The sequence below is a fragment of the Streptomyces sp. NPDC098781 genome (genome assembly GCF_044759995.1).
Taxonomy (GTDB): Bacteria; Actinomycetota; Actinomycetes; order Streptomycetales; family Streptomycetaceae; genus Streptomyces.
This window is the reverse complement of record NZ_JBIWAK010000002.1, coordinates 878,263-901,652: the sequence shown is the minus strand read 5'-3', so window position 1 is coordinate 901,652 and position 23,390 is coordinate 878,263. Positions and strand designations below refer to the sequence as shown.

Below are 23,390 nucleotides of genomic sequence, written 5' to 3'. Positions count from 1 at the left end.
CCCCGCCCACCCGTGCACCGGTATCGCGCCCGAACGGACGACCCCGACATGATCACGACCTCGGCCCGCCGCATCGCCGCCGTCCTGGCCGCCTGCCTCCTCGCCGTCCTCCCGGCCACGCACGCGTCGGCCGGCGCACCCGGCGACGGGGGACAGGGCAGCCCCGGGCGCACGACGTTCGGCGTCCAGCCCTCGGCCGCGAAGAAGCCCGACGCCCGGCCGAACTTCTCCTACGGCGCCACCCCGGGCGCCCTCGTCAAGGACCACATCGCCGTCTTCAACTACGGCACGAAGCCGCTGACGTTGCGGGTGTACGCCCAGGACGCCTTCACCACCGCCGACGGCGGTTTCGACCTGTTCGCGGCCAAGCACAAGCCCACCGACGCCGGTTCCTGGATCGAGCTCCGCAAGGACCAGGTCAAGATCCCCGCCCGCTCCCGCGTCATCGTGCCCTTCACCCTGACCGTCCCCGCGAAGGCCACCCCCGGTGACCACACCGCCGGCATCGTCGCCTCGCTCTCGGCCGCCGGCGCCGACGACAAGGGCAGCAAGGTCGCCCTCGACCAGCGGGTCGGCGCCCGTGTCTACCTCCGGGTGGCCGGCGCCCTCACGCCCCGCCTCGCCGTGGAGGACCTGCGCACCGTCTACGACGGCACCGCCAACCCCTTCGGCACCGGCTCCGCGACGGTGACGTACACCGTCCGCAACACCGGCAACGTCCGGCTGGCGGCCCATCAGACGGTGACCGTCCGCGACGGACTGGGCGGCACCGCCGAGGTGTCCGGGCCGCGCGACCTCCCCGAACTGCTGCCGGGCGACTCCGTGGCCGTCACGGCGAAGGCCACCGGAGTGCTGCCCGCCTTCCGGGACACGACCAGCGTCACGATCGACCCCGAGCCGGTGCGCGGCGACATCCAGCACCGCATCCTGCCCCGCGTCACCGCCACCGAGGCGTTCACCGCCGTGCCCTGGGCGTTTCTGGCCCTGCTGCTGGTGCTCGCCACGGCCGTCACCCTCGTTCTGATACGCCGTCACAGGCGCCGTAGGTCCCGGAGCGCGCCCGCGCGTTCCGTGTCCCGCCCCAAGCAGGCCGTCGGACTGGCGGCGGCGACCGTGCTGGCCGCCGGAGCCTTCGTCGGGGGCACCCCGGTGGACGCACGCGCGGCGGACGCGGGCAGGCTCGCGGTCACCCCGGGGAAGGGCAGCGACACCCAGGCCATCACCCTCACCGCCGAAGCGCCCTGCCCCGCCAGGACCACCAACGTCATCGCCCGGGTGGCCGGGGCGGGCTTCCCGCGCGACGGACAGATCGTCGTCGGCAACGCGCCGCTCACCACCTACGGGACGGTGCCGGGAGCCGGGCTCAGCATCCCGCTGATGTACACCATGCGGGACTACGCCGGCACCGCCGGGTTCACCACCTTGCGCGGCACGTACACCTTCACCGTCAGCTGCCTCAAGGGCCCCTTCGACCCGACCAGTCTGCGGAACTTCACGGGCTCCCTGCGGTTCACGCAGAACAGCGCGTACCGGGACGGGACGAAGGTCGCGCTGCCCGAGAAGGCGCCGGTGCCGCCGAGTCCGGCCGCGCCGAACGCGTCGACCGCGCCGGAGGCGTCCGGGCAGTCGCAGGGGCTGCCCGTGCCGGCGGCGACCGGGCAGGGCGGCGCCGCCGTCCCGCCGGGCACCGCCCAGACCGTCCCCGTCGCCGCCGCCGAGGACTCCGACCCCGCCCTCACCGCCTGGTCCGTCACCGGATTCGGCGTCTGCCTCCTGGCCCTCGCGACGGCCGTCGCCCTCCGGGTGCGCGGCCGCCGCGCCCGGAGCGAGTGACCGCACCACACCACCAACCGACCGAACCGACTCCCAGGGAGACAAACCCCCGTGTCCATCACACCCCGCACACTCCGGATGTCCAGGGCGGCCGCCCTCCGCGTAGGCACGGTCGCAGCCGCCTGCGGCACGGCCGGACTGCTCGTCACCGCCGCCACCGTCGTACAGGCGTCCGCCGCCGAGGCCCCCGCCGCCATGTCCGTGACCCCCGTGTCCGGCACGGACACCGAAGGCATGACCCTGACCACCTCGGCGGGCTGCCCGGCCGAGGCGACGAACCTGATCGGCTATGTGAAGGGCTCGGGCTTCCCGGCCGAAGGCCAGAACGTCGTGGGCAACGCCCCGCTCGGCACCTACGGCACGACGCCGGACGGCGGCATCGTCGTACCGCTGTCCGACACCATGCGCAACTACGCCGGTGTCGCCGGGTTCACCACCCTCCAGGGCCGCTACGAGTTCACCCTCACCTGCCGTACCGCCTTCAACGGCACCAGCCTGCGCGACTTCACCGCGTCGATCTGGTTCACCTCCAACACCGCCTACCAGAACACCGACCCGGCCGGACCGGGCAACACCCCGACGCCGACGGACACCACCACGGCGACGCCGACCGACACGGGCACGCCGACGGACACGGGCACGCCGACCGACCCGCCCACCGACACCGAGTCGCCCACCGACACGGCCCTGCCCACCGACACCGCGCTGCCCACCGACACCGCCGCCCCGACGGACACCTCTGCGGCCGACGGCGGCACCACCGGCGGCGGCTCGCAGAACATCTCCACCGACGTCAACGGCGGCGCGTCCGGCGGTGGTTCGGGCGGCGGCTCGATGGCGGCCACCGGCGCCAACGCGGGCGCGCTCGGCGCCCTGTCCGCCGCGCTGGTGCTCGCGGGCATCGTCGTCGTCCGCCGCGCCCGCTCCCGTGAGGACTTTCCCGCCGGCGACACCCCGAACGCCTGAGCCGTGCCCGCACCCCACAGGAAGAGACCAAACACCATGCAGGTCAAGGCCGTACGCCGCCCGCTGGCGGCCACCCTCGTCACCGCGCTGGCCGCCGGGGCACTCGTACTCGGCACCGGCGGCGCCGAGGCCGACGTCCTCGGGGCGATGGAGGTCACCCCGGCCACCGGCACGGACACCAGCGGCATCTCGCTGACCACGTCCGCGCCCTGTCCGGACCCCGCGACCAACCTCATCGTCGAGGTCAGGGGCTCTGGCTTCCCCGCCGACGGCCAGATGGTGGTGGGCAACGCGCCGATCAGCACCTACGCCACCGCTCCGAACGGCGGCATCGTCGTACCGCTGTCCGACACCATGCGCAACTACGCAGGCGTCGCCGGGTTCACCACCCTTCAGGGCCGCTACGACTTCACGCTGACCTGCCGGCTCGCGTTCGGCCCGGCGAACTACGGCCAGTTCACCGCGCCGATCTGGTTCACCTCCGACACCACCTACCAGAACACCGCTCCGATCACCGCCACCACCACCAAGATCGCGGCGAGCCCGGCCGGCCCGGTCGTCCAGGGCACGTCGGTGAAGCTGACGGCGACCGTCGCCCCGGCCGCCGCGACCGGCACGGTGCGTTTCCTCGACGGCACGACCCAGCTCGGCGGCCCGGTCACCGTCACCGGCGGCGGCGTGGCCACCCTGACCACCAGCGCCCTGGCAGTCGGCACCCACGCGCTCAAGGCCCAGTTCACCCCGGCCGATCCGGCGACGTACGGCGGCTCGACCTCCACGGCGCTGTCCTACACGGTCAAGATCAAGCCCCCGGCGGTCGTCTCGGCGGCGAAGGTGACCGGCACCGTCCGGGTCGGCTCGACGGTGACCTGCGCGGTGTCGTTCAGCGGCGCGAGCTCGGTGACGTACTCCTGGCTGCGGGACGGCGTCGTGCTCAGCGGTGCCACCGGGCGGACCCGGGCCCTCGGTGCCGCCGACCGCGCGCACAAGATCGCCTGCCGCGCGAAGGGCACCAACAGCACCGGCAGCACGACCTCGACCAGCCCGTCCGTGACCGTGGCCCTCGGCCCCGCGCTGAAGAACGGCACGAAGCCGTCGTTCACCGGCACCCGCAAGGTCGGCTACCGGCAGACCGCCAAGCCGGGCACCTGGAGCCCGGCCGCCCAGTCGTACAGCTACGTCTGGAAGCGCGACGGCCGGGCGATCAGCGGCGCCACCCGCTCGACGTACACGCCCACCCGCGCCGACCGCGGCCACCTGCTCAGCCTGACCGTCACGGCCAAGCGGGCCGGGTTCGCCAACGGCACCGCCACCTCCGCCTCGGTGAGGATCGGATGACGGCACCGGTCATCGCCCCGGCCGGGCCCGCGGCAGCCGACCCCGCGTCGGCTCCCGGGCCCGGCCGGGCGCGGCCCGCACGCCCCGCCGCCGGTCCCGGACTGCGGGTCTTCAGCGCCGCGTTGAGCATCCTGGCCGCGGTGCTCCTCGGCTTCGTCGCCGACGCCGGCCTGGTCAGCGACCTGCGCCAGGCCCGGGACCGGCAGGTCGACTACGCGGCCTTCCGCGCCGCCCTCGCCAACGGGACCGCCCCGGTCGGGCAGTCCGCCGGGGGCGGCCGGGCGGCCGAGGCCGGTGAGCCCGTGGCCGTTCTGGCGATCCCCGAGCTCGGGCTGCGCGAGGTGGTCCGCGAGGGCACCACCGCCGCCGAGCTGTCCCACGGGCCCGGCCACCGCCGGGACACGCCGTTGCCGGGGCAGTCGGGAGTCAGCGTCATCATGGGCCGTCAGGCCACTTACGGCGGGCCCTTCCGGCGGCTGGGCGAGCTGAGCACGGGCGACACCTTCACGGTGACGACGGGTCAGGGCAAGCACACCTACCGGGTCATCGGCCCGCGCCGGTCGGGCGACCCCCAGCCGGACGTGCCCGCGGCGGACAAGGGACGGCTGACGCTGATCACCGCCGACGGCACCCCCTTCATGCCCCGGGGCATCCTGCGCGTGGACGCCGACCTGGTGTCGGCCGCCCAGCCGACGCCCGCGCCCGCCGTCGCCGCCGGAGCGCTGCCGGAGGAGGAGAAGCCGATGGCCACCCAGCAGTCGGCCTGGCTGCCGCTGGTGCTGTGGGGCCAGGCGCTCACCCTGGCCGCCGCCGCCCTCGCCTGGGCGCACGCCCGCTGGGGCCGACGGCACACCTGGGTCGTCGGCGTCCCGCTGCTCGGCGTGCTCGGCCTCACGGTCGCCGACCAGACGCTCCTGCTCCTGCCCAACCTGCTGTGATTCACCGATGTTCGCCCCCGCCGACGAAGGACGAGCCGTGACCGACCAGACCACCCAGACCGCGACCACGCTTCCGCTCCCGCCGGTGGAGGCGGCCGGGGTGACCGGCGCGACGCTCCAGGCCCGCCGGATCTCGGCCTGGTTCGGCGACCACAAGGTCCTCGACCGGGTCTCCCTGACCATGCCGGCCGGCCAGGTCACGGCCCTCATCGGCCCGTCCGGCTGCGGCAAGTCGACGTTCCTGCGCATCCTCAACCGCATGCACGAACTCATTCCGACCGCCTCCCTGGCCGGTGAGGTCCTCGTCGACGGCCAGGACGTCTACGCCGCCGGGCAGCGACTGACCGAGGCGCGCCGGACGATCGGCATGGTCTTCCAGAAGCCGAACCCCTTCCCCGCGATGTCGATCTACGACAACGTCACCTCCGGCCTGAAGCTCACCGGCACCCGGACGAACGGGGCGGCGAAGGACGACCTGGTGGAGGAGTGCCTGACCAAGGCGGGCCTGTGGAAGGAGGTCCGCGACCGGCTGCGCCAGCCCGGCGGCGCGCTCTCCGGCGGCCAGCAGCAACGCCTGTGCATCGCACGGTCGTTGGCGGTGCGCCCCAAGGTCCTGCTGATGGACGAGCCCTGCTCGGCTCTCGACCCGACCTCCACCCGCCGGATCGAGGAGACGATCCGCGAACTGGCCCACGAGGTCACCATCGTGATCGTCACGCACAACATGCAGCAGGCCGCCCGTGTCTCCGACCAGTGCGCCTTCTTCCTGGCCGAGCAGAACACCCCCGGCGCGATCGTCGAGCACGGCCCGACCCCGGCGATGTTCTCGGCCCCGTCGGACCCACGCACCGCCGACTACGTGGAGGGCCGCTTCGGATAGGCCGTGCCCTACGGCGACTGCGGCTCGCAGACGATCTCGTCGCGCGGCTTGTAGTGCGTGCGGAACGGCTCCCGTCGCACCACCTCGCCGTCGCGGACGAACACCCGCTGCACGGTGACGTCGAAGCCCTCCAGCGGGGTCTGCGGGACGCATCGCTGGTCGGCGCTGACCTTCCGCTCGGGCTGCTTCACGTGCGTGCGCGGGCCCTTGATCGCGCCGATGTCGTCGTACTTCCGGGTGCCCAGGAAGGTGATGGTGACCGACGAGGCGGTGGACTGGGCCTGGATGTACATGGCGTTGCCGGAGTCGTTCCTGAACCGCAGGTCCAGGCTGCCCCACGCGACCGTCGCCTCGCGGCCCTCCGGGTAACGCTCGATGTAGAAGGAGTGGGCGCCGTACTCCACGGGCTTGACGCCGGCGAAGAACATCGCGTTGAAGATGGTGGTGGCGACGGCGGAGACCCCGCCGCCGGGTGCCTTCGTGAACTCGTCGTTGAGGATCATGACGCCGTCGACGAAGCCGTTGGCCTCGGTGCGCTCGCCGACGGTCCGGTTGAAGCTCCAGGTCTTGTTCGGCATGACCAGGGAGCCGTTGATCAGTTCCACCGCGCGGCCGATGTTCCGCGTGCGGTAGGGAGCCGGTTCGAAGTTCACGGTGAAGGAGGACATCTGCTCCTTCAGCCCCAGTCGCTGGATGTTCTCGCGGGTCACCCGCGGCTCGGCCACGAGCGTGGCGACCTCGCCGCTGCGCCCGGCGCCCCGCTCGGTGAGCAGCGGCAGTACGGCCTTGCCGAGCGCCTTGTCGGTGACGACATGGCCGGCCCGGCCGTCCTGGGCCACCCCGACCCGGTTGCCGACGAGCCGCAGCTCGGCGTCGTGGGCCCGGGCGGGCAGGGCGGACAGGGACCGGGTGACAGCGGGGTCGGCGCGCAGGCCCTCGGCGTCCAGCCGGGGGGTGAGGCGGCCGGCGCCGTCGGGGCGCATCGTCAGGTGCTCGCCCAGGACGGACGGCTCGATTGTGAAGCGCAGATCCGCGGCGGTGAGCGTGACCGGCGCCGACATGGCCGGTTCCGCGAACTCGCGCACCGCCCGCCGCATCTCCCGCTCGGTGACCTCGGGCCTGGTCTCACGGGTGGGCAGGGCGGTGACGGAGTCCGCGTCGCCGCGCAGGAAGGCGGTGCGCAGGGGGTCGACCGCGGCCTCGGTGTCGAGGGCCCGGCCGTTCAGCGGGGCGGTCGGCCGCACCTGTCCGTCCTCGAAGGTGACGGCGCCCTCGCGGACCTTCTGGTCGACGGACTTCGCCACCTTCCGCAGGGCGGTGCGGGCCTTGTCCTCGTCGACGTCCACGACGGGCTCGACCGAGCCGCCCGAGCTGAAGAGACCGCCGATCACGGTGAAGGGGTCGGCCGAGTCGGTGCGGGACGCCCGGTCCACGGTCTGCTCGTAGTCGAAGGTGATGCCGACCTGACCCGGATCGATCCTGCCCTTGCGGTCACCGACCGTCACCGGCAGGTCACGCGCGGCGGCCGGGCCCAGCCGGTCCTCCAGCTTCCGGACGGCCTCCGTGCGGCTCAGACCGCCGATGTCCACGCCGCGCACGGTCGTACCGGCCTCTATGTCCCCGCCCGCGAGCAGCAGCCCGGCGAGATACAGGCCGCCGACGCCCACGGTGAGGGCGCCGCCGGCCAGGGCGAGCGGCGGAAGCGAGGCGATACGGCGTGCTGCGGCGTTGGTCGGGGCGGAGGGGGCGCGGAGGCGCATGGGTCTCCCGGGCGGACGATCGACGGGGACGACGCGTGGGTGACGCGACGCTGTGCGCGAGGCAAGCACACCAAGCTAGCCATAATCAGGCCAAAGCATCTATGTCGTGGACCACGTATGTCCCGGTTCACACGTCGTGTCCCGTTCCGCCTCTCACGCCCCTGACGTCACCTCCGCCTTCCTGTGCCGCTCGCGCGCCTCCAGCGCCCTGTTGCGGCGGACCGAGGCGAGGAAGGACGCGGTGATCAGGGCGACACCGATCAGGCCGGTGACGAGCTCGCTGATCTGGTGCCGGATGGTGATCAGCAGGATCGCGGCGAGGGCGCCGATGGCGTAGTGGGCGCCGTGCTCCAGGTAGACGTAGTCGTCGAGGGTGCCCTGGCGGACCAGGTGGACGGTGAGCGAGCGGACGTACAGCGCGCCGATGCCGAGGCCCAGCGCCATCCAGAAGATGTGGTTGGTCACGGCGAAGGCACCGATCACACCGTCGAAGGAGAAGGACGCGTCCAGCACCTCCAGGTACAGGAACAGGAAGAACGCGGCCTTCCCCGCCAGGGCCGCGACCGGCCGGCCCTCGGCCCTGGCCCTCTCCGCCTCCTCGTGCTCGTGTTCCTCCTCCGCCTCGATCCGGTCCTCGAAGTAGCCGGAGAGGCCGCCGACCACGAGATACGTGATCAGACCGGCCACGCCGGACAGCAGCACGGTGGTCGTAGTGTCGGCGTGGCCCGTGCTGACGTGGGCGTGGCCGGCGAAGGCCAGTGCCGTGGCCAGGAGGGCGACGAGCGCCAGGCAGACCGAGAGCATGTCGATCCTGCCGAGCCGCGCGAGCGGGCGCTCCAGCCAGGTCAGCCACTTGATGTCGCGGTCCTCCAGGATGAAGTCGAGGAAGATCATCAGCAGGAACATGCCGCCGAAGGCCGCGATGGCCGGATGGGCGTCGGTGACCAGGTTCTCGTAGCGCTCCGGCTCGTCCAGGGCGAGCCGCACCGCCTCGACGGGGCCGACCTCGGCGCTGATCGCGACGATCACCACCGGGAACACCAGCCGCATGCCGAAGACGGCGATCAGGATGCCGACGGTCAGGAAGACGCGCTGCCAGAAGGCGTTCATCCGCTTGAGGATCCCGGCGTTGACGACCGCGTTGTCGAAGGACAGGGATATCTCCAGGACCGTCAGGATCAGCACGATCCCGAACGCCTCCCAGCCCCACTGCCACGCGGCGAAGGCGAGGCCGAGCGCCGTGACTCCCAGCGATGGGCCGAAGGTCCTCAGCAGCATCGTCAGCCCTCCGCCTTCACGGCGAGGACCGGGCAGCCCACGCCCAGCAGGATCTGCTGGGCCGCCGAACCCATGATCAGCTTGCCGACCGCGCTGCGCCGCCGGAGACCGATCACCACCAGGGAGACGTTCTTGGTCTCCGCCAGGTCGATGATCTCCTCGGCGGCGTCGCGGGCGCCGAGGACCTGACGGACGTCGAAGTCGACGCCGAGTGCCGCGAGGTCCTCGCGGACATGCGTCAGGTCCGGTTCCTGAGCGAAGCGCGGGTCCGCCAGCGCGTCGCCCCGCGAGGCGTTCACCACGAGCAGTTTCTCCTCGCGCCGGCGGGCCTCGTCGATCGCCGCGCGCAGGGCCGCCTCCCCCTCCGGGGTGGGGACGTAGCCGACCAGGATGGTCATCTCGATCTCCCTTTCAGAACGTCTCAGGCGGCGCTTCGCGCGCGCAGCGGACTCACGACGAACCTGCGGATCAGCGGCCACACCAGGACCAGGGCGATCACCGTGTAGACCGTGTACGACACCGGCCCGCCCAGCAGCCCCGACAGCTCGCCGCCGGACAGCTGGAGGGAGCGCCGGCCCTGGAGCTCCGCGCGCGGGCCCAGGATCACGCCGACGATCAGCGGCAGCACCGGCAGCCCGAAGCGTCGCATCGCGAAGCCCAGCAGGCCCAGGGTGAGCAGGATGAACAGGTCCAGGGGCTGGGCGTTGACGGCGTAGGCGCCCATCGAGGCGAAGAACAGGATGCCCGCGTAGAGGTAGGGCCGCGGGATCCGGAGCAGCTTCGCCCACGCCGGCGCCAGCGGCAGGTTCAGCAGCAGGAGCAGCAGGTTCCCCACGAACAGGCTGGCGATCAGGACCCACACCAGGCTCGACTCCCGCTCGAACAGCAGCGGCCCCGGCTGGATGCCGTACGACTGGAAGGCCGCCAGCATCACCGCGGCCGTGGCGTTCGTCGGCAGGCCGATCGCCAGCATCGGGACCAGGGTGCCGGCCGCCGACGCGTTGTTCGCGGCCTCCGGACCCGCCACCCCCTCGATCGCGCCCTTGCCGAACTCCTCGGGGTGCTTGGTCAGCCGTTTCTCCGTGGCGTACGACAGGAAGGTCGGGATCTCCGCGCCCCCGGCCGGCAGCGCGCCGAACGGGAAGCCGTACGCCGTCCCGCGCAGCCAGGGCTTCCAGGACCGCTTCCAGTCCTGCCGGCCCATCCACGGGCGGCCCACCGGGACCACCTCGGCGGGCCGGCGGCGCAGATGCGCGGCCACCCACAGCGCCTCGCCGACCGCGAAGATGCCGACCGCGACCACGACGACGTCGATCCCGTCGGCCAACTGCGGGATGCCCAGGGTCAGTCGCTGCTGACCGGAGACCGTGTCGATGCCGACCAGGCCGATCGTCAGGCCGAGGAGCAGGGATATGAAGCCGCGGATGCGCGAGGAGCCCAGGACCGACGTCACGGCGATGAACGACAGCAGCATCAGCGCGAAGTAGTCGGGGGCGCCCAGGCTGACCGCGAAGTCCACCACGAACGGGGTGATCAGGACCAGCAGCAGGGTGCCGATGGTGCCCGCCACGAAGGAGCCGATCGCGGCCGTGGCCAGGGCCTGGGCGGCGCGGCCCGCCTTGGCCATCTTGTTGCCCTCGATGGCGGTGACCACGGACGAGGACTCGCCGGGGGTGTTGAGCAGGATCGACGTCGTCGAGCCGCCGTACATGCCGCCGTAGAAGATGCCGGCGAACATGATGAACGCCTGCACCGGCTCCATGCCGTAGGTGACCGGCAGCAGCAGGGCCACCGTCATCGCCGGGCCGATGCCCGGCAGGACGCCCACCGCGGTGCCGATGACCACGCCGACCAGGGCGAGCAGCAGGTTCAGCGGGTCCAGCACGTCCGCGAAGCCCTGCATGAGGTGGTTCAGGTTGTCCATGGCGCGGGCCTCACAGGATTCCTTGCAGGACACCGGCGGGGAGATTGACGCCGAGGCCGATCGCGAAGGCGTAGAAGGTGCTCAGGGAGAGCGTCGCCGCGATCAGCAGATTGCGGACGTAGTGGCGGTTGCCGAGCGCGAACGCCGTGCCCCAGAACAGCAGGCCGCCGCTGATCACCCAGCCGAGCCGCTCGATGAGCAGCGCGTTCGCCACGAACACCGCGGCCAGCAGGGCCACCGTGCGCCAGTCGGTGCCGTCCGACAGATCGACGTCCTCGCCGGCCTCCGGCACCCCGCGGCCGCCCCGGGCCACGTCGACGGCGTACAGCACCGCGAGCAGCACCAGCAGCGCGCCCAGGATCAGCGGGACCGCGCGGGGGCCGACCGGGTCGGTGCCGCTGGTGATGTGCTCGATGCCCAGCGCGTCCACGATCACGGCGGCGCCCAGCAGGGCGAGGAACGCGCACACGCCGTACTGCGCGCGGTCCCCGCCCTCCCGCGACTCCCGCTCGGTCAGGTCCTCCACCTGGGAGCTCATGCCAGCCCGAGCTCTGCCAGCAGGTCGGCGACCGCCTTGTCCTGCTCGGTGAGATAGCTGCCGAACTCGTCTCCGGCGGCGAAGGCGTCGACCCAGCCGTTCTTCTCCAGCTGCGCCTTCCACTCCTCGGAGTCGTGCATCGTGGTCAGCGAGTCGACCCAGGTCTGCTTCTGCTCGTCGGTGATGCCCGGAGGGGCCACGATGCCGCGCCAGTTGGTGAAGACCAGGTCGATACCGGAGTCCTTGAGGGTGGGGGCGTCCTTGAGCGCGTCGATCGGCTTCTCGCTGGTCACCGCCAGCACCCGCACCTGACCGGCCTCGATCTGGTCGAGGAACTCACCGAAACCGCTGGCCCCGAAGGCGAGTTTGTTGCCGAGGATGGCCGGGAGCAGCTCGCCGCCGCCGTCGTAGGAGACGTAGTTGACGTCCTTCGGCTTGATGCCGACGGCCTTCGCCAGCTGCATCGGCAGCAGATGGTCGGGGCCGCCCGGCGACGAACCGCCGCCCACCGCGAGCTTCTTGGGGTCCTTCTTCCACGCCGTGACGAGGTCGTCCATCGTCTTGTACGGGGAGTCCTTCGGCACCACGATCGCGCCGGCCTCCTCGATCAGCTTGGCGATCGGCGTGGTGTCGGTCAGCGTCGCCTTGGACTTGGAGGTGTACGACGCCCCGACCACACCCAGGCCCATCTGCATGGCCATCTTGCCGTTGCCCTTCTCGTTCACCAGGCGCTGGAGGCCCACGGTGCCGCTGGCGCCGGGCAGGTTGAACACCTGGACACCGGAGGCGACCTCGGTGTCCTGCATGACCTGGGAGACGGTGCGGGCGGTGAGGTCGTAACCGCTGCCCGGGGTGTTGGGGACCATCAGGCGCAGCCCGCTCACGGGCTTGCCGGAGCCTCCCGAGCCGTCCTCCTCCTGGTCGGCGGTGGCGCCACAGGCGCTGACCGCGACCATCGAAACGGCGGCAAGAGCTCCGACAAGTGCGGCTCGTCGACTTCTCATGGCTCATCTCTTTCGCTCGGCCCGATCCGGCGCCATGATTGTGCGGTTCCTGAGACACCCCGTCTCGGTTGTGTGACCATTGAAGGTTGAGTTCATAGTGGTCATAACGGCACGGTCGCCGTCCCGAAGACAGCGGCGTCAGACGCTCGCGGGCGAGCTGCTGGTATGGCAGCTCGCCATTGTCGTGATCGTGCTCGCCGCCGTGGCCGCGGTGTCGCTGGCGCAGTCACAGGCGACCTTCGACCGGGTCGAGGGGCGCCGGGTGACCGCGCTCGCCGAGGAGACGGCGGGCAACCCCCTGGTGCGCACCCAGTTGGTGCGGCCCGCCCCGGCCGAGATGCTCGCGCCCCTGCTCCAGTCCACCCTGACCCGGTCCGGCGTCACCTCCGCGATGGTCGCCGACACCGACGGCGAGATCGTCGCCGCCACCGACCCGACGCTGGTCGGAACACGGATGCCGGCCGACGGACCGCGGGCCGCCGGGGCCGTCGGCTGGTCCGGGGAACTGCCCGTGGGCGGCGTCACCCAACTCGTCGCGCAGGCGCCGGTGCTCGGGGCGGAGTTGGACAACGCGGGCGACCACCTGGGCACCGTGATGATCGGGCGGGCCTCCCCGTCGGTCTGGCAGCGGCTGGTCGGCGCCTCCTCGTACCTGCTGGTCTACCTGGGCGTCGCCAGCGTTCTCGGCGTGGCCGGCTCCTGGCTCCTCGCCCGGCGGATCAAACGGCAGACCTTCGGCATGGAGCCGCGCGAGATCGCCGGGCTCGCGGAGCACCGGGAGGCGATGCTCTTCGGGATCGCCGAGGGGGTCGTGGCCCTCGACCCGCACCAGCGCCTGACCTTGGTGAACGCCGTCGGCCGCAGACTCCTCGACCTCCCCGAGAACTGCGTCGGCACGAGCCTCACCGACCTCGGGATCGAGGGGCGGCTGTACGACGTGCTGGCCGGGAGCCCCGAGGAGGAGGCCGGCCGGCGCGACGAGGTCGTCGTACGCCGGGGGCGTGTCCTGGTGATGAACCGGATGGACGTCACCAAGGACGGGCGCCGGCTCGGCTCGGTCACGACCCTGCGCGACCGTACCGAACTCGCCCAGTTGGAGCGCGAGTTGGGATCCTTCCGCAGCACCGCCGAGCTGTTGCGCGCCCAGGCCCACGAGTTCTCCAACCAGCTGCACACCATCTCCGGGCTCATCCAGATCGGCGAACACGACGAGGTCGTACGGTACGTGCGCGCCCTGCGCAGACACCGCGAGTCGCTCGATCTGCACCTCACCAGCCGGGTCCGGGACCGGGCCGTCGCCGCGCTGCTCATGGCCAAGTCGGCGCTGGCCGCGGAACGCAAGGTACGGCTGAGGATCTCCGAGCGCACCGCCCTGGACCGCCTGGAGCCGACGGACTCCGCGGATGTGGCGACCGTGCTCGGCAACCTCGTGGACAACGCGGTCGACGCGGCCGCGAGCGGTTCCAGAGCCTCCGGGGACGAGGCGTGGGTGGAGGTGGAGCTGCGCCAGGACGCCTCCAGCGTGGAGATCGTCGTACGGGACTCCGGGCCGGGCGTGGCACCGGAGCTGGCGCAGGAGGTGTTCACGCACGGATTCACCACCAAGGCCGCGCAGGGCGGCGACCGGGGGATCGGCCTGGCGCTGACCCGGCTGGTGTGCAAGCGCCGCGGTGGTGAGGTGTCGGTGGCCAACACACCGGCGGGCGCCATGTTCACCGCCCGGATGTCCGTCGGCCGACCGGCCGACCGAGCTACGGAGGCGGTCCGATGATCGATGTGCTGATCGTGGAGGACGACTTCATGGTGGCGCGGATCCACCGTGGCTTCGTCAACGACGTCGACGGGTTCCGGGTGACCGGCACGGCGGACTGCGGGGAGCGGGCACTGACCGCGGTGGCCGAGCTGCAACCGGACCTGGTGCTGCTCGACCTCTATCTGCCCGACATGTTCGGCCTGGAGATCATCCCCCGGCTGCGCACCGCCGGGCACGACTGCGACGTCATGGTGATCAGCGCCGCACGCGAGTCCGAGGCGGTCCGGGGCGCCGTACGGCAGGGCGTCGTCGACTATCTGCTGAAGCCCTTCGACGCGGAGGATCTCAGGGCGCGCCTGGAGCAGTACGCGGCCCGGCGCGGCAACCTGTACGCCGCCGTGGTCAGCGGCCAGTCCGACGTCGACCGGGCGCTGGCCCGGGGCGCGGCGCCGGCCCAGGCGCCCGTGACGCTGCCCAAGGGCATGAGCGTGGAGACCGCCGAGCTGATCGAGCGGGAGCTGCGGGCGGCCGACGGCAGCCTCTCCGCGGCCGAGTGCGCGGCCCGGCTCGGGGTGTCCCGGGTGAGCGCCCGCCGCTACCTGGAGCACTTCAGCGTCACGGGCCGGGCGGAGGTGACCCTGCGGTACGGACAGGCGGGCCGGCCTGAGCGGCGGTACAGCTGGGCGGACGGCTAGGGCCGGTCGTTCGGATCAGGTCGCCGTCGCGGGGGCCCTGGGCCGGTCGGTCAGGGCCGCTCCCACGCCATGCTGCCTCCCGGGTCGACCGGGCCGGCCAGCTGCACGATGTCGTCGGACGCCATGTCGTGCAGCCTGACGGCCAGGTCCTCCAGGGCACGGCCGGCCGCGAGTTCGTCGCCGATCTCCGGTACGGGCCGGTCGACCGGGTTGCGGTGGGCCTCCCCGCGGCCGGTGACGGCGATCATGTCCTCGGCCGTGTCCTGGGTGGTCAGCACGGCCTCGGCCCGGGTGTCGTCGCCGTCCTCGGTGATGTGGATCCGGACGGTCCACTGCTTGTCGTCCATCGAGATCACTTCCGTCGAGATCACTTCCGTGGGGGGTCGGGTGCCCTACTGACGAGCGTGCGCCTGTTCCCCGGGCGGGTCCAGCGCGAGTCGACGGCGCCGGATCCGCGCCGGACGATGGAAGGAGGACCGGAAGGAGGCCGGACATGACCGAAGTCCTGACACGGCCGGCGGGCCGCAGGAAGTTCGAGCTGGGCAAGTCCCGCAAGGAGAACCACCCTTGGGAGATACGGGTCGTCAAGCACCCGGAGCGCTCGACCTCCTCGCACTTCCGCGCCGCGAAGAAGACCGCGAAGTCGATCCTCGCCGAGCTGGAGGCCGAGGAGGCCGATCCGCCGTACGGGCCCGGCCCCTGGGAGATGCACCACGGCGGCAGCCTGTGGGTGAAGGCGGCGGACGGCTGGCGGATGTACCGGGCCCGGGTCGGCATCGAGTGGAGCGCGCAGTTCTGCGCCGACCCCGCGAAGGTCGACCGGCTGCGGCGGGAGGCCGCCGAGCTGATCGAGGCCTTCCCGCTCACCCTGCCGGCGCTGGACGAGCTGGGCTACAAACGGGCCCGCGACCTCCTGGACACGCCGATCACGGACGCCGACGGCGTCGAGGCCTGGACCGACTCCCTTTTCAACTCCTGTGTCCCGCTCAGCAGCCCCGACCACTCGGGAGTGCTGCCCAAGGCGGCCGGCGAGCACCACTACCCCTGGCCGATCAAGGCAGCGGACTTCTTCCGGTACGACGACTTCGAGCTCTGGGTGACCCTCCCCGACGGCACCAACGCCGGCGTCACCCCCGTCGGCCGGCGCGGCTCCGGCGACGGCCACGTCCGCATCGTCCACGCCCGGCACGGCACGCCGGCCGGGGACGCCCTGGCGGAGGCGCAGCGGCGCCGCATGATGGCCGTCGTGCCGCCGGACAGCCCGATCGCGCTCGCGGCGTTCGAACAGCAGATCCCGCGCGGCGCGAAGAGCGCCTCCGGCCCGCGGCGCACCCGGGGGCGCGGATCGCCGAACGGCGCACGGCGCGGTACCCCGAGCTGACTCGGGGCCGCCCTCCTCCCGGGGAAGTACCCCCGCGCTCATCCGCTCCTGCCGCGGAGGCATGACAAGAGCCTCCGTGGGCACGATGTGCCGAAAGGTTGCGGAGAGAAGGCTGGTCGCAACGGACCGAGCCATCGAAGGAGGAGGGCGTCATGAACACCCAGAGCCACGTCCGTGTGCGTGTCACCCGCCGGCCCGCCGCTCCCCGCGACACCAGGGGCGAGATCGACCGGCGCACCCCGTCGGGGCGGATCCTGCCGTACTGACGACACCGGGCCCACCCGCCGGGCGGCCGGAAGCCCTCAGGTCGCCGGGTCCAGCTCCAGCGGCTCGATCTTGCCCTCCAGCATGGTGCCGAGGCCCTGGACCGCGCAGACGTCCGGCCGCTCGGCGATGTGCACCGGCATGCTGGTGGCCTGGCGCAGCATCTCGTCGAAGCCGGGGAGCAGGGCGCTGCCGCCGACCATCATGATGCCCCGGTCGGCGAGATCGGCGACCAGGTCGGGCGGGCAGTCGCGCAGCACCTTGCCGATGCTGTCGAGCACGGCGGTCAGCGGGGTCTGGATGGCGTCCCGGACGGCCGCGGTGTCGACCTGGACGCTGCGCGCGAGGCCGGTGCAGACGTCGCGGCCGTGGATCTCGGTGGAGGTCGGCCCGTGGGGGGTGAGCCCGTTGCCGGACAGGGCGAGCTGGAGCGGCCGTACGCTCTGACTGGGCAGCATCAGCTCGTGCTCGTGCCGCAGGTGCTGCACGATCGCGTGGTCCACGGCCTCGCCGCCGACGCGGACCCGTTCGGCGGTGACGATGTTGCCGAGGGACAGCACGGCGACCTCGGTCGCGGCGGCCCCGCACACCATGATCATGCTGGCCTCGGGCTGCTCCACGGGCAGTCCGCAGCCCACGGCGGCGGCGATGAGGGTGTCGACCAGTTCCACGCGCCGTGCGCCGAGGCCGACCAGGGTCTCGATCGCCGCGCGCTGAGCCAGCGGATCGGCGTCGTGCGGGGTGCAGGCCGCGGCGCGCAGGAACGGCTTGCGGCGCAGGGCGCGGCGCATCTTGTCCCCGAGCAGGTGCCGCAGCATGCGCTGCGCCATCTCGATGTCGACGACGGTGCCGCCGGAGACGGGCCGTACGACGCGGATGTAGTCCGGGGTGCGGCCGGTCATCTTCTCCGCGAACTCGCCGACCGCGATCAGGGCGCCCGTCCGGGTGTTGACGGCGGCGACGGAGGGCTGGTCGACGACGAGTCCGGCGCCCTTCACGTAGACGCGGGTCCTGGCCGCCCCCAGGTCGACGGCGAAGTGGCAGCGGCGCAGCTGCTCCAGAGTGGCGGTCATGGGGGTCCTCCCGGAAACGCAGACCATGGGTCCGCCGGGTGGGTGGCGGGCCTCGCTTGGAGTTGTGGATCGTGTGCGGGGCCGGCGCGTGTGTGCGGCCTCCCTCGCATCGTGCGGGCGGCCGGGAGGGGGGCGCCTGCTGGAGGGGGCCGGGTGGGGTGCGGCTGAATGGGGGTTTCTGTTTCTGATGGAGTGTCAGGCGGCGTGTCGTGGTCGGGGGGAGTGGGCGGTGTCGGGTAGGGGTGCGGGCGGTATCGACTTGGGGGGGGGGGGGCGACGCGGCCCCTCAGCCGGTCCTGGGCCGGACGGTGAGGTGCCTTGCCCTGGATTCCGGGCCGCGGCCACCCCCTACCCCTCCACGACTCCCCGGACCAACCCCAGCTCCACCAGGTCCTGCGGCCTGATCCGGAGCTGGTCCGCCGTCGCCTCCACCTCCTCCGGCCCCCGCTTCAGGATCGCCGCCGCCAGCTCCGGCGCGATCACCGAGAAGTAACTGTCGGGCGTGGCCCAGGTGTTGCCCGGCGCCGCCAGCGCCAGCGCGCCGCCGGAGCCGCCCTCGCCGATCAGCAGAGTCGTGATCGGGACGCGCGCCGCGGCCACCGCGCCGAACAGGTCCGCGACGGCGGCGCCCACCCCCTGCCGCTCCGCCTCCGCGTCATTGGCCGCGCCCGGCGTGTCCACCAGCGTCAGCACCGGGATCCCCAGCCGGTCCGCGAGGCGGATCAGGCGGGCGGCGGTGCGGTAGCCGGCGGGGCGGGTCGCGGTCCCGGTCTGCGCGGCGTAGGCGACCGTACGGCCCTCGTGCTCGCCGAAGCCGCACAGCATGCCCTCGGGGTCGGCGCCGCCGCAGCGGTCACCGCTGATCGTGGCGCGGTGGGAGAAGTAGGCCGACAGATACGCCTGCGCGCGGGGGCGGTCCGTCGAGCGGGCACGCCGGACCGCTTCCCAGCCGGTGCCGGGAAGGTCCGGGTCGCCCAGGGCGGGCGGTGGTGGGGGTGCCGGATGGGCCGGGAGCGCTGGGCTCGGCACTGTCCGTGGATCGGGGCTGGTCTCACCGGCCCCCTCCGTCCCCGGCGCCGGGCCCGCTCCGGCCCTCGGCCTCGCCGGCAGCCGTGGTGTCACGGCCGAGGTCCAGGCCCTCGGGCCGCCCCCGCCCGTCGCCCCCGCCAGCAGCCGCAGCCACAGCCCCAGGGTCCGCCGTACCTCCCCCGGCCGCACCACGGCGTCCACCGCACCCGCCGCCAGCTGCGCCTCGGCCGTGTACGCCGCCGGGTCCGCTTCGGGTGGGCGGACCCGGGAGCCGGCGAAACCCACCTGGGCGCCCGGGAGGGCGAGGATCACATCGGCGCCCGCGCCGAGGGTGGCCCAGCCGCCGCCGGTGGTGGGGTCGCGCAGCACCGCGATCTGCGGCAGCCCGGCCGCCCTGGTCAGGGTCGACTGCCGGGCCACCCGCTGGAGCTGGGTGAGGGCGAGCATGCCCTCCTGCATCCGGCTGCCGCCCGTCGCCACCAGCGGGACCACCGGGAGGCGGCGCGCGCGGGCGTAGGTGTACGCCGCCTCCAGCCGGTCGCCGGTGCGTTCGCCCAGCGAGCCGCCGAGGAAGCCGAACTCGAAGGCGATCAGCACCGCGCGGGTGCCCTCGATCGTGCCGGTGCCGCAGACCACCGACTCCTCCTCGCCGGTGCGCCGCACGGCGCGGGCGCGCAGGGCGTCGTAGCCCTGCCAGGCGAGGGGGCCGTCGGGCCCGTACTCCCGCTCCGGGCGGGGGAGTTCGGTGAAGCTGCCGGGGTCGGTCAGCAGGGCGACGACCTGCCGTGCCGCGAGTCGCTCCGTCATGCGGTCAGGGCCCGCTTCATGATCTTCCCCATGTCGTTGCGGGGGAGGCCGCCCAGGTAGTGGACCTTGCGGGGCCGCTTGTGCGGCGCGAGCCGGGCGGCGACATGGTCCGCCAACTCCTCGGTGGTGGGCGGTGCCTGGGGGTCCGACGGGACGATCCACGCCACGATCCGCTCACCCAGGTCGGCGTCCGGCTCCCCGGTCACCGCCGCCTCCCGTACCCCCGGGTGTTCGAGGAGCGCGTTCTCGATCTCGCCCGCTCCGATCTTGTAACCCCCGCTCTTGATCAGGTCGGTGGCCTTGCGGCCGACGATACGGACGTACCCGTCGGGCTCGCGCACCGCCATGTCGCCGGTGCGGAACCAGCCGTCGCCGGTGAAGGCCTCGGTCGTCGCGTCGGGGCGGTTCAGATACTCGGTGAACAGGTTCCGGCCGCGCACCTGGATCTCGCCCACCGTCTCCCCGTCGTACGACGCGATCGGCGTGCCGTCCTCCTCCACCAGCCGCAGTTCCACCCCCGGCAGCGGCACGCCGACGGTGCCGGCCCTGGCCTCACCGTCGGCCCGGACGCTGGTGTTCATCAGCGTCTCCGTCATGCCGTACCGCTCGATCACCCGCTGACCGGTCGCGGCTCCGATCCGCTCGTGGTCGTGCACGGGAAGCGCCGCCGAGCCCGAGACGAGCAGCCGGGCCTTGCCGAGCGCCTGCGCCAGCCCCGGCTCCTCGGGGAGGGCCTGGGCGATGCGGTGGTACATCGTCGGCACGCCGAACATCATGGTCGCCCCGTCGTCCAGCTCCCGGGCGACGCCCTGCGTGCTGAACCGGCCGAGATGCCGTACCGATCCGCCGCGGCGCAGCGGGCCCAGGATGCCGAGGACCAGCCCGTGCACATGGAACAGGGGCAGACCGTGGACCAGGACGTCCTCGCCGGTCCACTGCCAGGCGTCGGCGAGCGCGTCCAGCGTGTGGGCGACCGCCCGGCGGGGGATCACGGCACCCTTGGGCGGGCCGGTGGTGCCCGAGGTGTAGACGACCAGGGCGGGGTCCTCCTCGGTGGCCCGCTCCTGGGGACGGGGGCCGGTCGCCCGCACGTCGACGTCCACCCGCTCCAAGTCGTGGAGCGGGAGCGGGAGTTCATCGCCGGGCGCGGCCAGTACGAGACTCGGCGCGCTGTCCGACAGGATGTGCCCCAGCTCCTTCTCGCCCGACTTCGGGTTGAGCGGGACGGCGGCGATCCCGGCCTCCAGCGCCGCCACCACCGCGACCGCCGTCTCCAGCGTCGGCGTCGCCCACACGGCCACCCGGCCCCGGTCCGCGATCCGGGCCGCGAGGGCACCGGTCGCGGCGGCGAGTTCCGGGTAGGTCAGGGCGCGGTCACCGAAGCGCAGGGCGACCCGCCCCGCCGGACCGGCCGTCAGGGCCGGGAAGAGAGAGGACACGGGCCGTACTCCTTAGCTGTTCGACGGAAGCGACGGTGGGAACGGAGGCAACGGTTACAACGGAAACTACGGATACAACGGATACCGAGCGCGGTCGTCCGCCGGCCTACCCCCAGCCCGGCACCACCATCACCAGCCACACCACCGCGGGCACCACGGCCACCACGATCCCTCCGTACACCATCAGCTGCCGGAAGAAACGCTCACGGTCCACGTCCGGTGCCGCGGCCAGCACCAGCGCGCCGTTCGTCGAGAAGGGACTCACGTCCACGACCGTCGCCGACACCGCGAGCGCCGCCACCATGCCGACCGCCCCGATCTCGCCCTGTGCCAGGAACGGCACCGCGAGCGGGATGAGCGCGCCCATGATGCCGACGGACGAGGCGAACGCGGAGACGATCGCGCCGATGTAGCAGAGCAGTACGGCGGCCAGCAGCGGTACGCCGATGCCGCTGACGCCCTCGCCGGCCCAGGTGATGGTGCCCATCTCGTCCAGGACGCCGACGTAGGTCAGCACCCCGCAGATCAGCAGCACCGTCGGCCAGGCGATCTCGCCGACCGCCTTGCGGCTGTCGTCCGGCCAGACGGCGCTGAGGACGACGGCGAGGGTGATCGCGGTCAGGCCCGCGTCCAGGTCGAGGACGAGGACGGCGACGACGAGCGCGACCAGGGAGAGGAGGGTCGCGACGCGGGGTGGGGTGAGGGGGAGGGGCGTAGTGGGGGCGGGAGCCGTTTCGCGGGTGGCGGTCGCGGTGGTCGTGGGGGAGGGGGACGGGCCGGCGCCGAGGTCTGCCGTAGTCCCCGTGCCGCTTCGTTGCGGCTGGTCGCGCAGGTCCCCGCCACCCTTCAGGGCGCTCTCCGCGCCCTGCCTCCACAGCCCGAGCCCCCCGCACACGACGAAGACCACCGCCGCGATGACCAGGTTGGCGAACAGCGAGGCGAGGAAGAGCGTGACCTCGTTGCCCGGGAGCTTCTCGCGCTCGACGATGCCGTTGACGATCGACCCGTAGATGCTGATCGGCGAGAACCCGCCGGCCTGGGCGCCGTGCACGACCATCGCGCCCATCAGCAACGGGCTGATCCCGTAGCGGGCGGCGAAGCTCAGCGCGACCGGCGCCACGATCGCCACGGCGGCGGGGCTCACGGCGCCGATCGCGGTGAGTGCGCCGGTCAGGGCGAACATCACCCAGGGGATGAGCGCCACCCGGCCCCGTACGAGGCGGATGGCGGCGTGCACCAGCCAGTCGGTGGTGCCGTTGGAACGGGCGATGGCGAAGAGGTAGGTGACGCCGACGAGGACGACGAACAGATCACCGGGGAATCCGGCGAAGATGCCGTCCGCGTCGAGGTCGGCGACGAGCGTGCCGACCCCGAAGGCGGCGGCGAAGGCCAGCGCGCCCATGTTGATCGAGCGGGTCGTCGCGATGACGAACACCACGGCGAGGACGAGGATCGAGATGAGTTCGGGGGACATACGGGCTCCCGTCTTTGGGCCCCGGAGCGGTTGCGGGTACACCGGCTTCGCCGGGATTGGCCAAGTGGCTGAGCCAATTCGGCCGATGGCTGGACAGCGTGGGCGCGCGGCGCGTGGACGTCAAGGGGTTGCGCACGAATTGGCTCAGCCACTTGGCCACCGAATTGGCTCAGCCACTTACCCACTCGACTCCCCCGACCGTCCGTCCGTCCGGTGTTACGCTCCCGACGAGAAGGGGGACCCCGTGACCGACGCCCTGCGCCCCATGACCAAGCGGCGCCTTTACGAGCAGGTGCTCGACCGGCTGCGCAGCTATGTCGCCGAGGGCGGCCTGGGCGCCGGGGACCGCCTGCCGACCGAGCGCGATCTGGCCCAGCGGCTGGGCGTGAGCCGGGCCTCGGTGAAGCAGGCGATCGTGGTCCTGGAGGTGCAGGGCCTGGTGGAGGTGCGGCACGGCGGCGGCATGTATCTCGTCCGGGACAGCCTCGACGTGGAGCCGGTGGAGCGGATGGTGGACCGCCGCCGACGGCTTCCGGACGTGCTGGAGGCCCGCGAGGCCCTGGAGACCAAGCTCGCCGAACTCGCCGCCGAGCGCCGCACGGAGGACGACCTCGCGGCGATGCGCTCGGCCCTCGCGCACATGGCACGGGAGATCCAGGACGACGGCCACGGGGTGGAGGGCGACCGTCTCTTCCACGCCGCCGTCACCGCCGCCGCGCACAGCAGCATCCTTGCCGAGTTCATGCGCTCCATCGCCGACCAGATCGCCGAGAGCCGCACCGAGTCCCTGCGCCAGCCCCGCCGCCCCGCCCGCTCCCTCGCCCAGCACCAGGCCATCCTCGACGCCATCGCCGCCGCTCGCCCCGCCCAGGCCGCGGCCGCCATGCGCCGGCATGTCCGTACGGTGGCGAAGGTGCGGTTGCTGGACTGGGAGCCGGAGGACGAGGAGCGGTAGGGCGCCCCGGCCGCACCCCCGACCCGTCAGCCTGCCGACCGCACACCGCCCCACACCGGAG

General features: G+C 72.7%; 20 protein-coding genes. 9 read left to right on the top strand and 11 right to left on the bottom strand.

Features of this window, described 5'->3' with window-relative positions:
• The first annotated feature begins 48 nt into the window (after positions 1–48).
• The 5 genes from ACIQWG_RS10110 (at position 49) to ACIQWG_RS10090 (ending at position 5,955) form a co-directional block, all read left to right on the top strand.
• A complete protein-coding gene (locus tag ACIQWG_RS10110; RefSeq protein ID WP_404092742.1) occupies positions 49–1,833 on the top strand; it encodes a WxL protein peptidoglycan domain-containing protein in 1,785 nt (594 codons plus the stop codon).
• Positions 1,834–1,884: 51 nt separating this feature from the next.
• Complete coding sequence (locus ACIQWG_RS10105) at positions 1,885–2,799, top strand: hypothetical protein (RefSeq protein ID WP_404092739.1); 915 nt, start codon at positions 1,885–1,887, stop codon at positions 2,797–2,799.
• 36 nt (positions 2,800–2,835) lie between these two features.
• Positions 2,836–4,137: an Ig-like domain-containing protein gene (locus tag ACIQWG_RS10100; RefSeq protein WP_404092736.1), complete on the top strand. Its 1,302-nt coding sequence runs from the start codon at positions 2,836–2,838 to the stop codon at positions 4,135–4,137.
• Positions 4,134–5,075, top strand: a complete 942-nt coding sequence (locus ACIQWG_RS10095; RefSeq protein ID WP_404092734.1) for a sortase — start codon at positions 4,134–4,136, stop codon at positions 5,073–5,075. Before ACIQWG_RS10100 ends, ACIQWG_RS10095 begins: the two co-directional genes overlap by 4 nt.
• A 100-nt stretch (positions 5,076–5,175) precedes the next feature.
• Complete coding sequence (locus tag ACIQWG_RS10090; protein ID WP_404093545.1) at positions 5,176–5,955, top strand: phosphate ABC transporter ATP-binding protein; 780 nt, start codon at positions 5,176–5,178, stop codon at positions 5,953–5,955.
• 8 nt (positions 5,956–5,963) lie between these two features.
• Here ACIQWG_RS10090 and ACIQWG_RS10085 read toward each other — a convergent pair whose 3' ends face one another.
• The 6 genes from ACIQWG_RS10085 to ACIQWG_RS10060 form a co-directional block, all read right to left on the bottom strand.
• Positions 5,964–7,715, bottom strand: a complete 1,752-nt coding sequence (locus ACIQWG_RS10085) for a VanW family protein (RefSeq protein ID WP_404092731.1) — start codon at positions 7,713–7,715, stop codon at positions 5,964–5,966.
• 153 nt (positions 7,716–7,868) lie between these two features.
• Positions 7,869–8,993: a DUF475 domain-containing protein gene (locus ACIQWG_RS10080; RefSeq protein WP_404092729.1), complete on the bottom strand. Its 1,125-nt coding sequence runs from the start codon at positions 8,991–8,993 to the stop codon at positions 7,869–7,871.
• A 2-nt stretch (positions 8,994–8,995) separates the two neighbouring features.
• Entirely contained in the window at positions 8,996–9,391 is a 396-nt protein-coding gene (locus ACIQWG_RS10075; protein ID WP_404092726.1) for a universal stress protein, read from the bottom strand.
• A 23-nt stretch (positions 9,392–9,414) separates the two neighbouring features.
• Complete coding sequence (locus ACIQWG_RS10070; RefSeq protein ID WP_404092724.1) at positions 9,415–10,917, bottom strand: tripartite tricarboxylate transporter permease; 1,503 nt, start codon at positions 10,915–10,917, stop codon at positions 9,415–9,417.
• Positions 10,918–10,927: 10 nt separating this feature from the next.
• Positions 10,928–11,455 (bottom strand): tripartite tricarboxylate transporter TctB family protein, encoded by a 528-nt coding sequence (locus ACIQWG_RS10065; protein ID WP_404092721.1) that lies wholly within the window; start codon positions 11,453–11,455, stop codon positions 10,928–10,930.
• Positions 11,452–12,459 (bottom strand): Bug family tripartite tricarboxylate transporter substrate binding protein, encoded by a 1,008-nt coding sequence (locus tag ACIQWG_RS10060; RefSeq protein WP_404092719.1) that lies wholly within the window; start codon positions 12,457–12,459, stop codon positions 11,452–11,454. The genes ACIQWG_RS10065 and ACIQWG_RS10060 overlap by 4 nt, the downstream gene beginning before the upstream one ends.
• A 97-nt stretch (positions 12,460–12,556) precedes the next feature.
• Between ACIQWG_RS10060 and ACIQWG_RS10055 the strand changes: the two genes are divergently transcribed.
• On the top strand, positions 12,557–14,230 hold the full coding sequence (locus ACIQWG_RS10055) for an ATP-binding protein (RefSeq protein WP_404092716.1): 1,674 nt from the start codon (positions 12,557–12,559) through the stop codon (positions 14,228–14,230).
• Positions 14,227–14,907 (top strand): response regulator, encoded by a 681-nt coding sequence (locus tag ACIQWG_RS10050; protein ID WP_404092713.1) that lies wholly within the window; start codon positions 14,227–14,229, stop codon positions 14,905–14,907. Before ACIQWG_RS10055 ends, ACIQWG_RS10050 begins: the two co-directional genes overlap by 4 nt.
• 50 nt (positions 14,908–14,957) lie before the next feature.
• Here the strand turns inward: ACIQWG_RS10050 and ACIQWG_RS10045 are convergent, their stop codons facing one another.
• On the bottom strand, positions 14,958–15,254 hold the full coding sequence (locus tag ACIQWG_RS10045; protein WP_404092710.1) for a DUF1876 domain-containing protein: 297 nt from the start codon (positions 15,252–15,254) through the stop codon (positions 14,958–14,960).
• 146 nt (positions 15,255–15,400) lie between these two features.
• Here ACIQWG_RS10045 and ACIQWG_RS10040 point away from each other — a divergent pair, with 146 nt between their 5' ends.
• The gene (locus ACIQWG_RS10040) at positions 15,401–16,288 is read left to right on the top strand and encodes a DUF6424 family protein (protein WP_404092707.1); all 888 of its coding nucleotides are present in this window, start codon (positions 15,401–15,403) and stop codon (positions 16,286–16,288) included.
• Positions 16,289–16,590: 302 nt separating this feature from the next.
• On the opposite strand, the gene ACIQWG_RS10035 is transcribed toward ACIQWG_RS10040, so the two are convergent.
• From ACIQWG_RS10035 to ACIQWG_RS10020, 4 genes are all read right to left on the bottom strand, one after another.
• Positions 16,591–17,625, bottom strand: a complete 1,035-nt coding sequence (locus ACIQWG_RS10035) for a rod shape-determining protein (protein WP_404092705.1) — start codon at positions 17,623–17,625, stop codon at positions 16,591–16,593.
• Positions 17,626–17,973: 348 nt separating this feature from the next.
• The gene (locus ACIQWG_RS10030) at positions 17,974–19,461 is read right to left on the bottom strand and encodes a carboxyl transferase domain-containing protein (RefSeq protein WP_404092703.1); all 1,488 of its coding nucleotides are present in this window, start codon (positions 19,459–19,461) and stop codon (positions 17,974–17,976) included.
• Positions 19,458–20,900 (bottom strand): acyl-CoA synthetase, encoded by a 1,443-nt coding sequence (locus ACIQWG_RS10025; RefSeq protein ID WP_404092701.1) that lies wholly within the window; start codon positions 20,898–20,900, stop codon positions 19,458–19,460. The genes ACIQWG_RS10030 and ACIQWG_RS10025 overlap by 4 nt, the downstream gene beginning before the upstream one ends.
• Positions 20,901–21,006: 106 nt before the next feature.
• Positions 21,007–22,374, bottom strand: coding sequence for an SLC13 family permease (locus ACIQWG_RS10020; protein WP_404092698.1), 1,368 nt, complete (start codon positions 22,372–22,374; stop codon positions 21,007–21,009).
• Between the two features lie 244 nt (positions 22,375–22,618).
• Here ACIQWG_RS10020 and ACIQWG_RS10015 point away from each other — a divergent pair, with 244 nt between their 5' ends.
• On the top strand, positions 22,619–23,329 hold the full coding sequence (locus ACIQWG_RS10015; protein ID WP_404092696.1) for a FadR/GntR family transcriptional regulator: 711 nt from the start codon (positions 22,619–22,621) through the stop codon (positions 23,327–23,329).
• Positions 23,330–23,390: the final 61 nt, after the last annotated feature.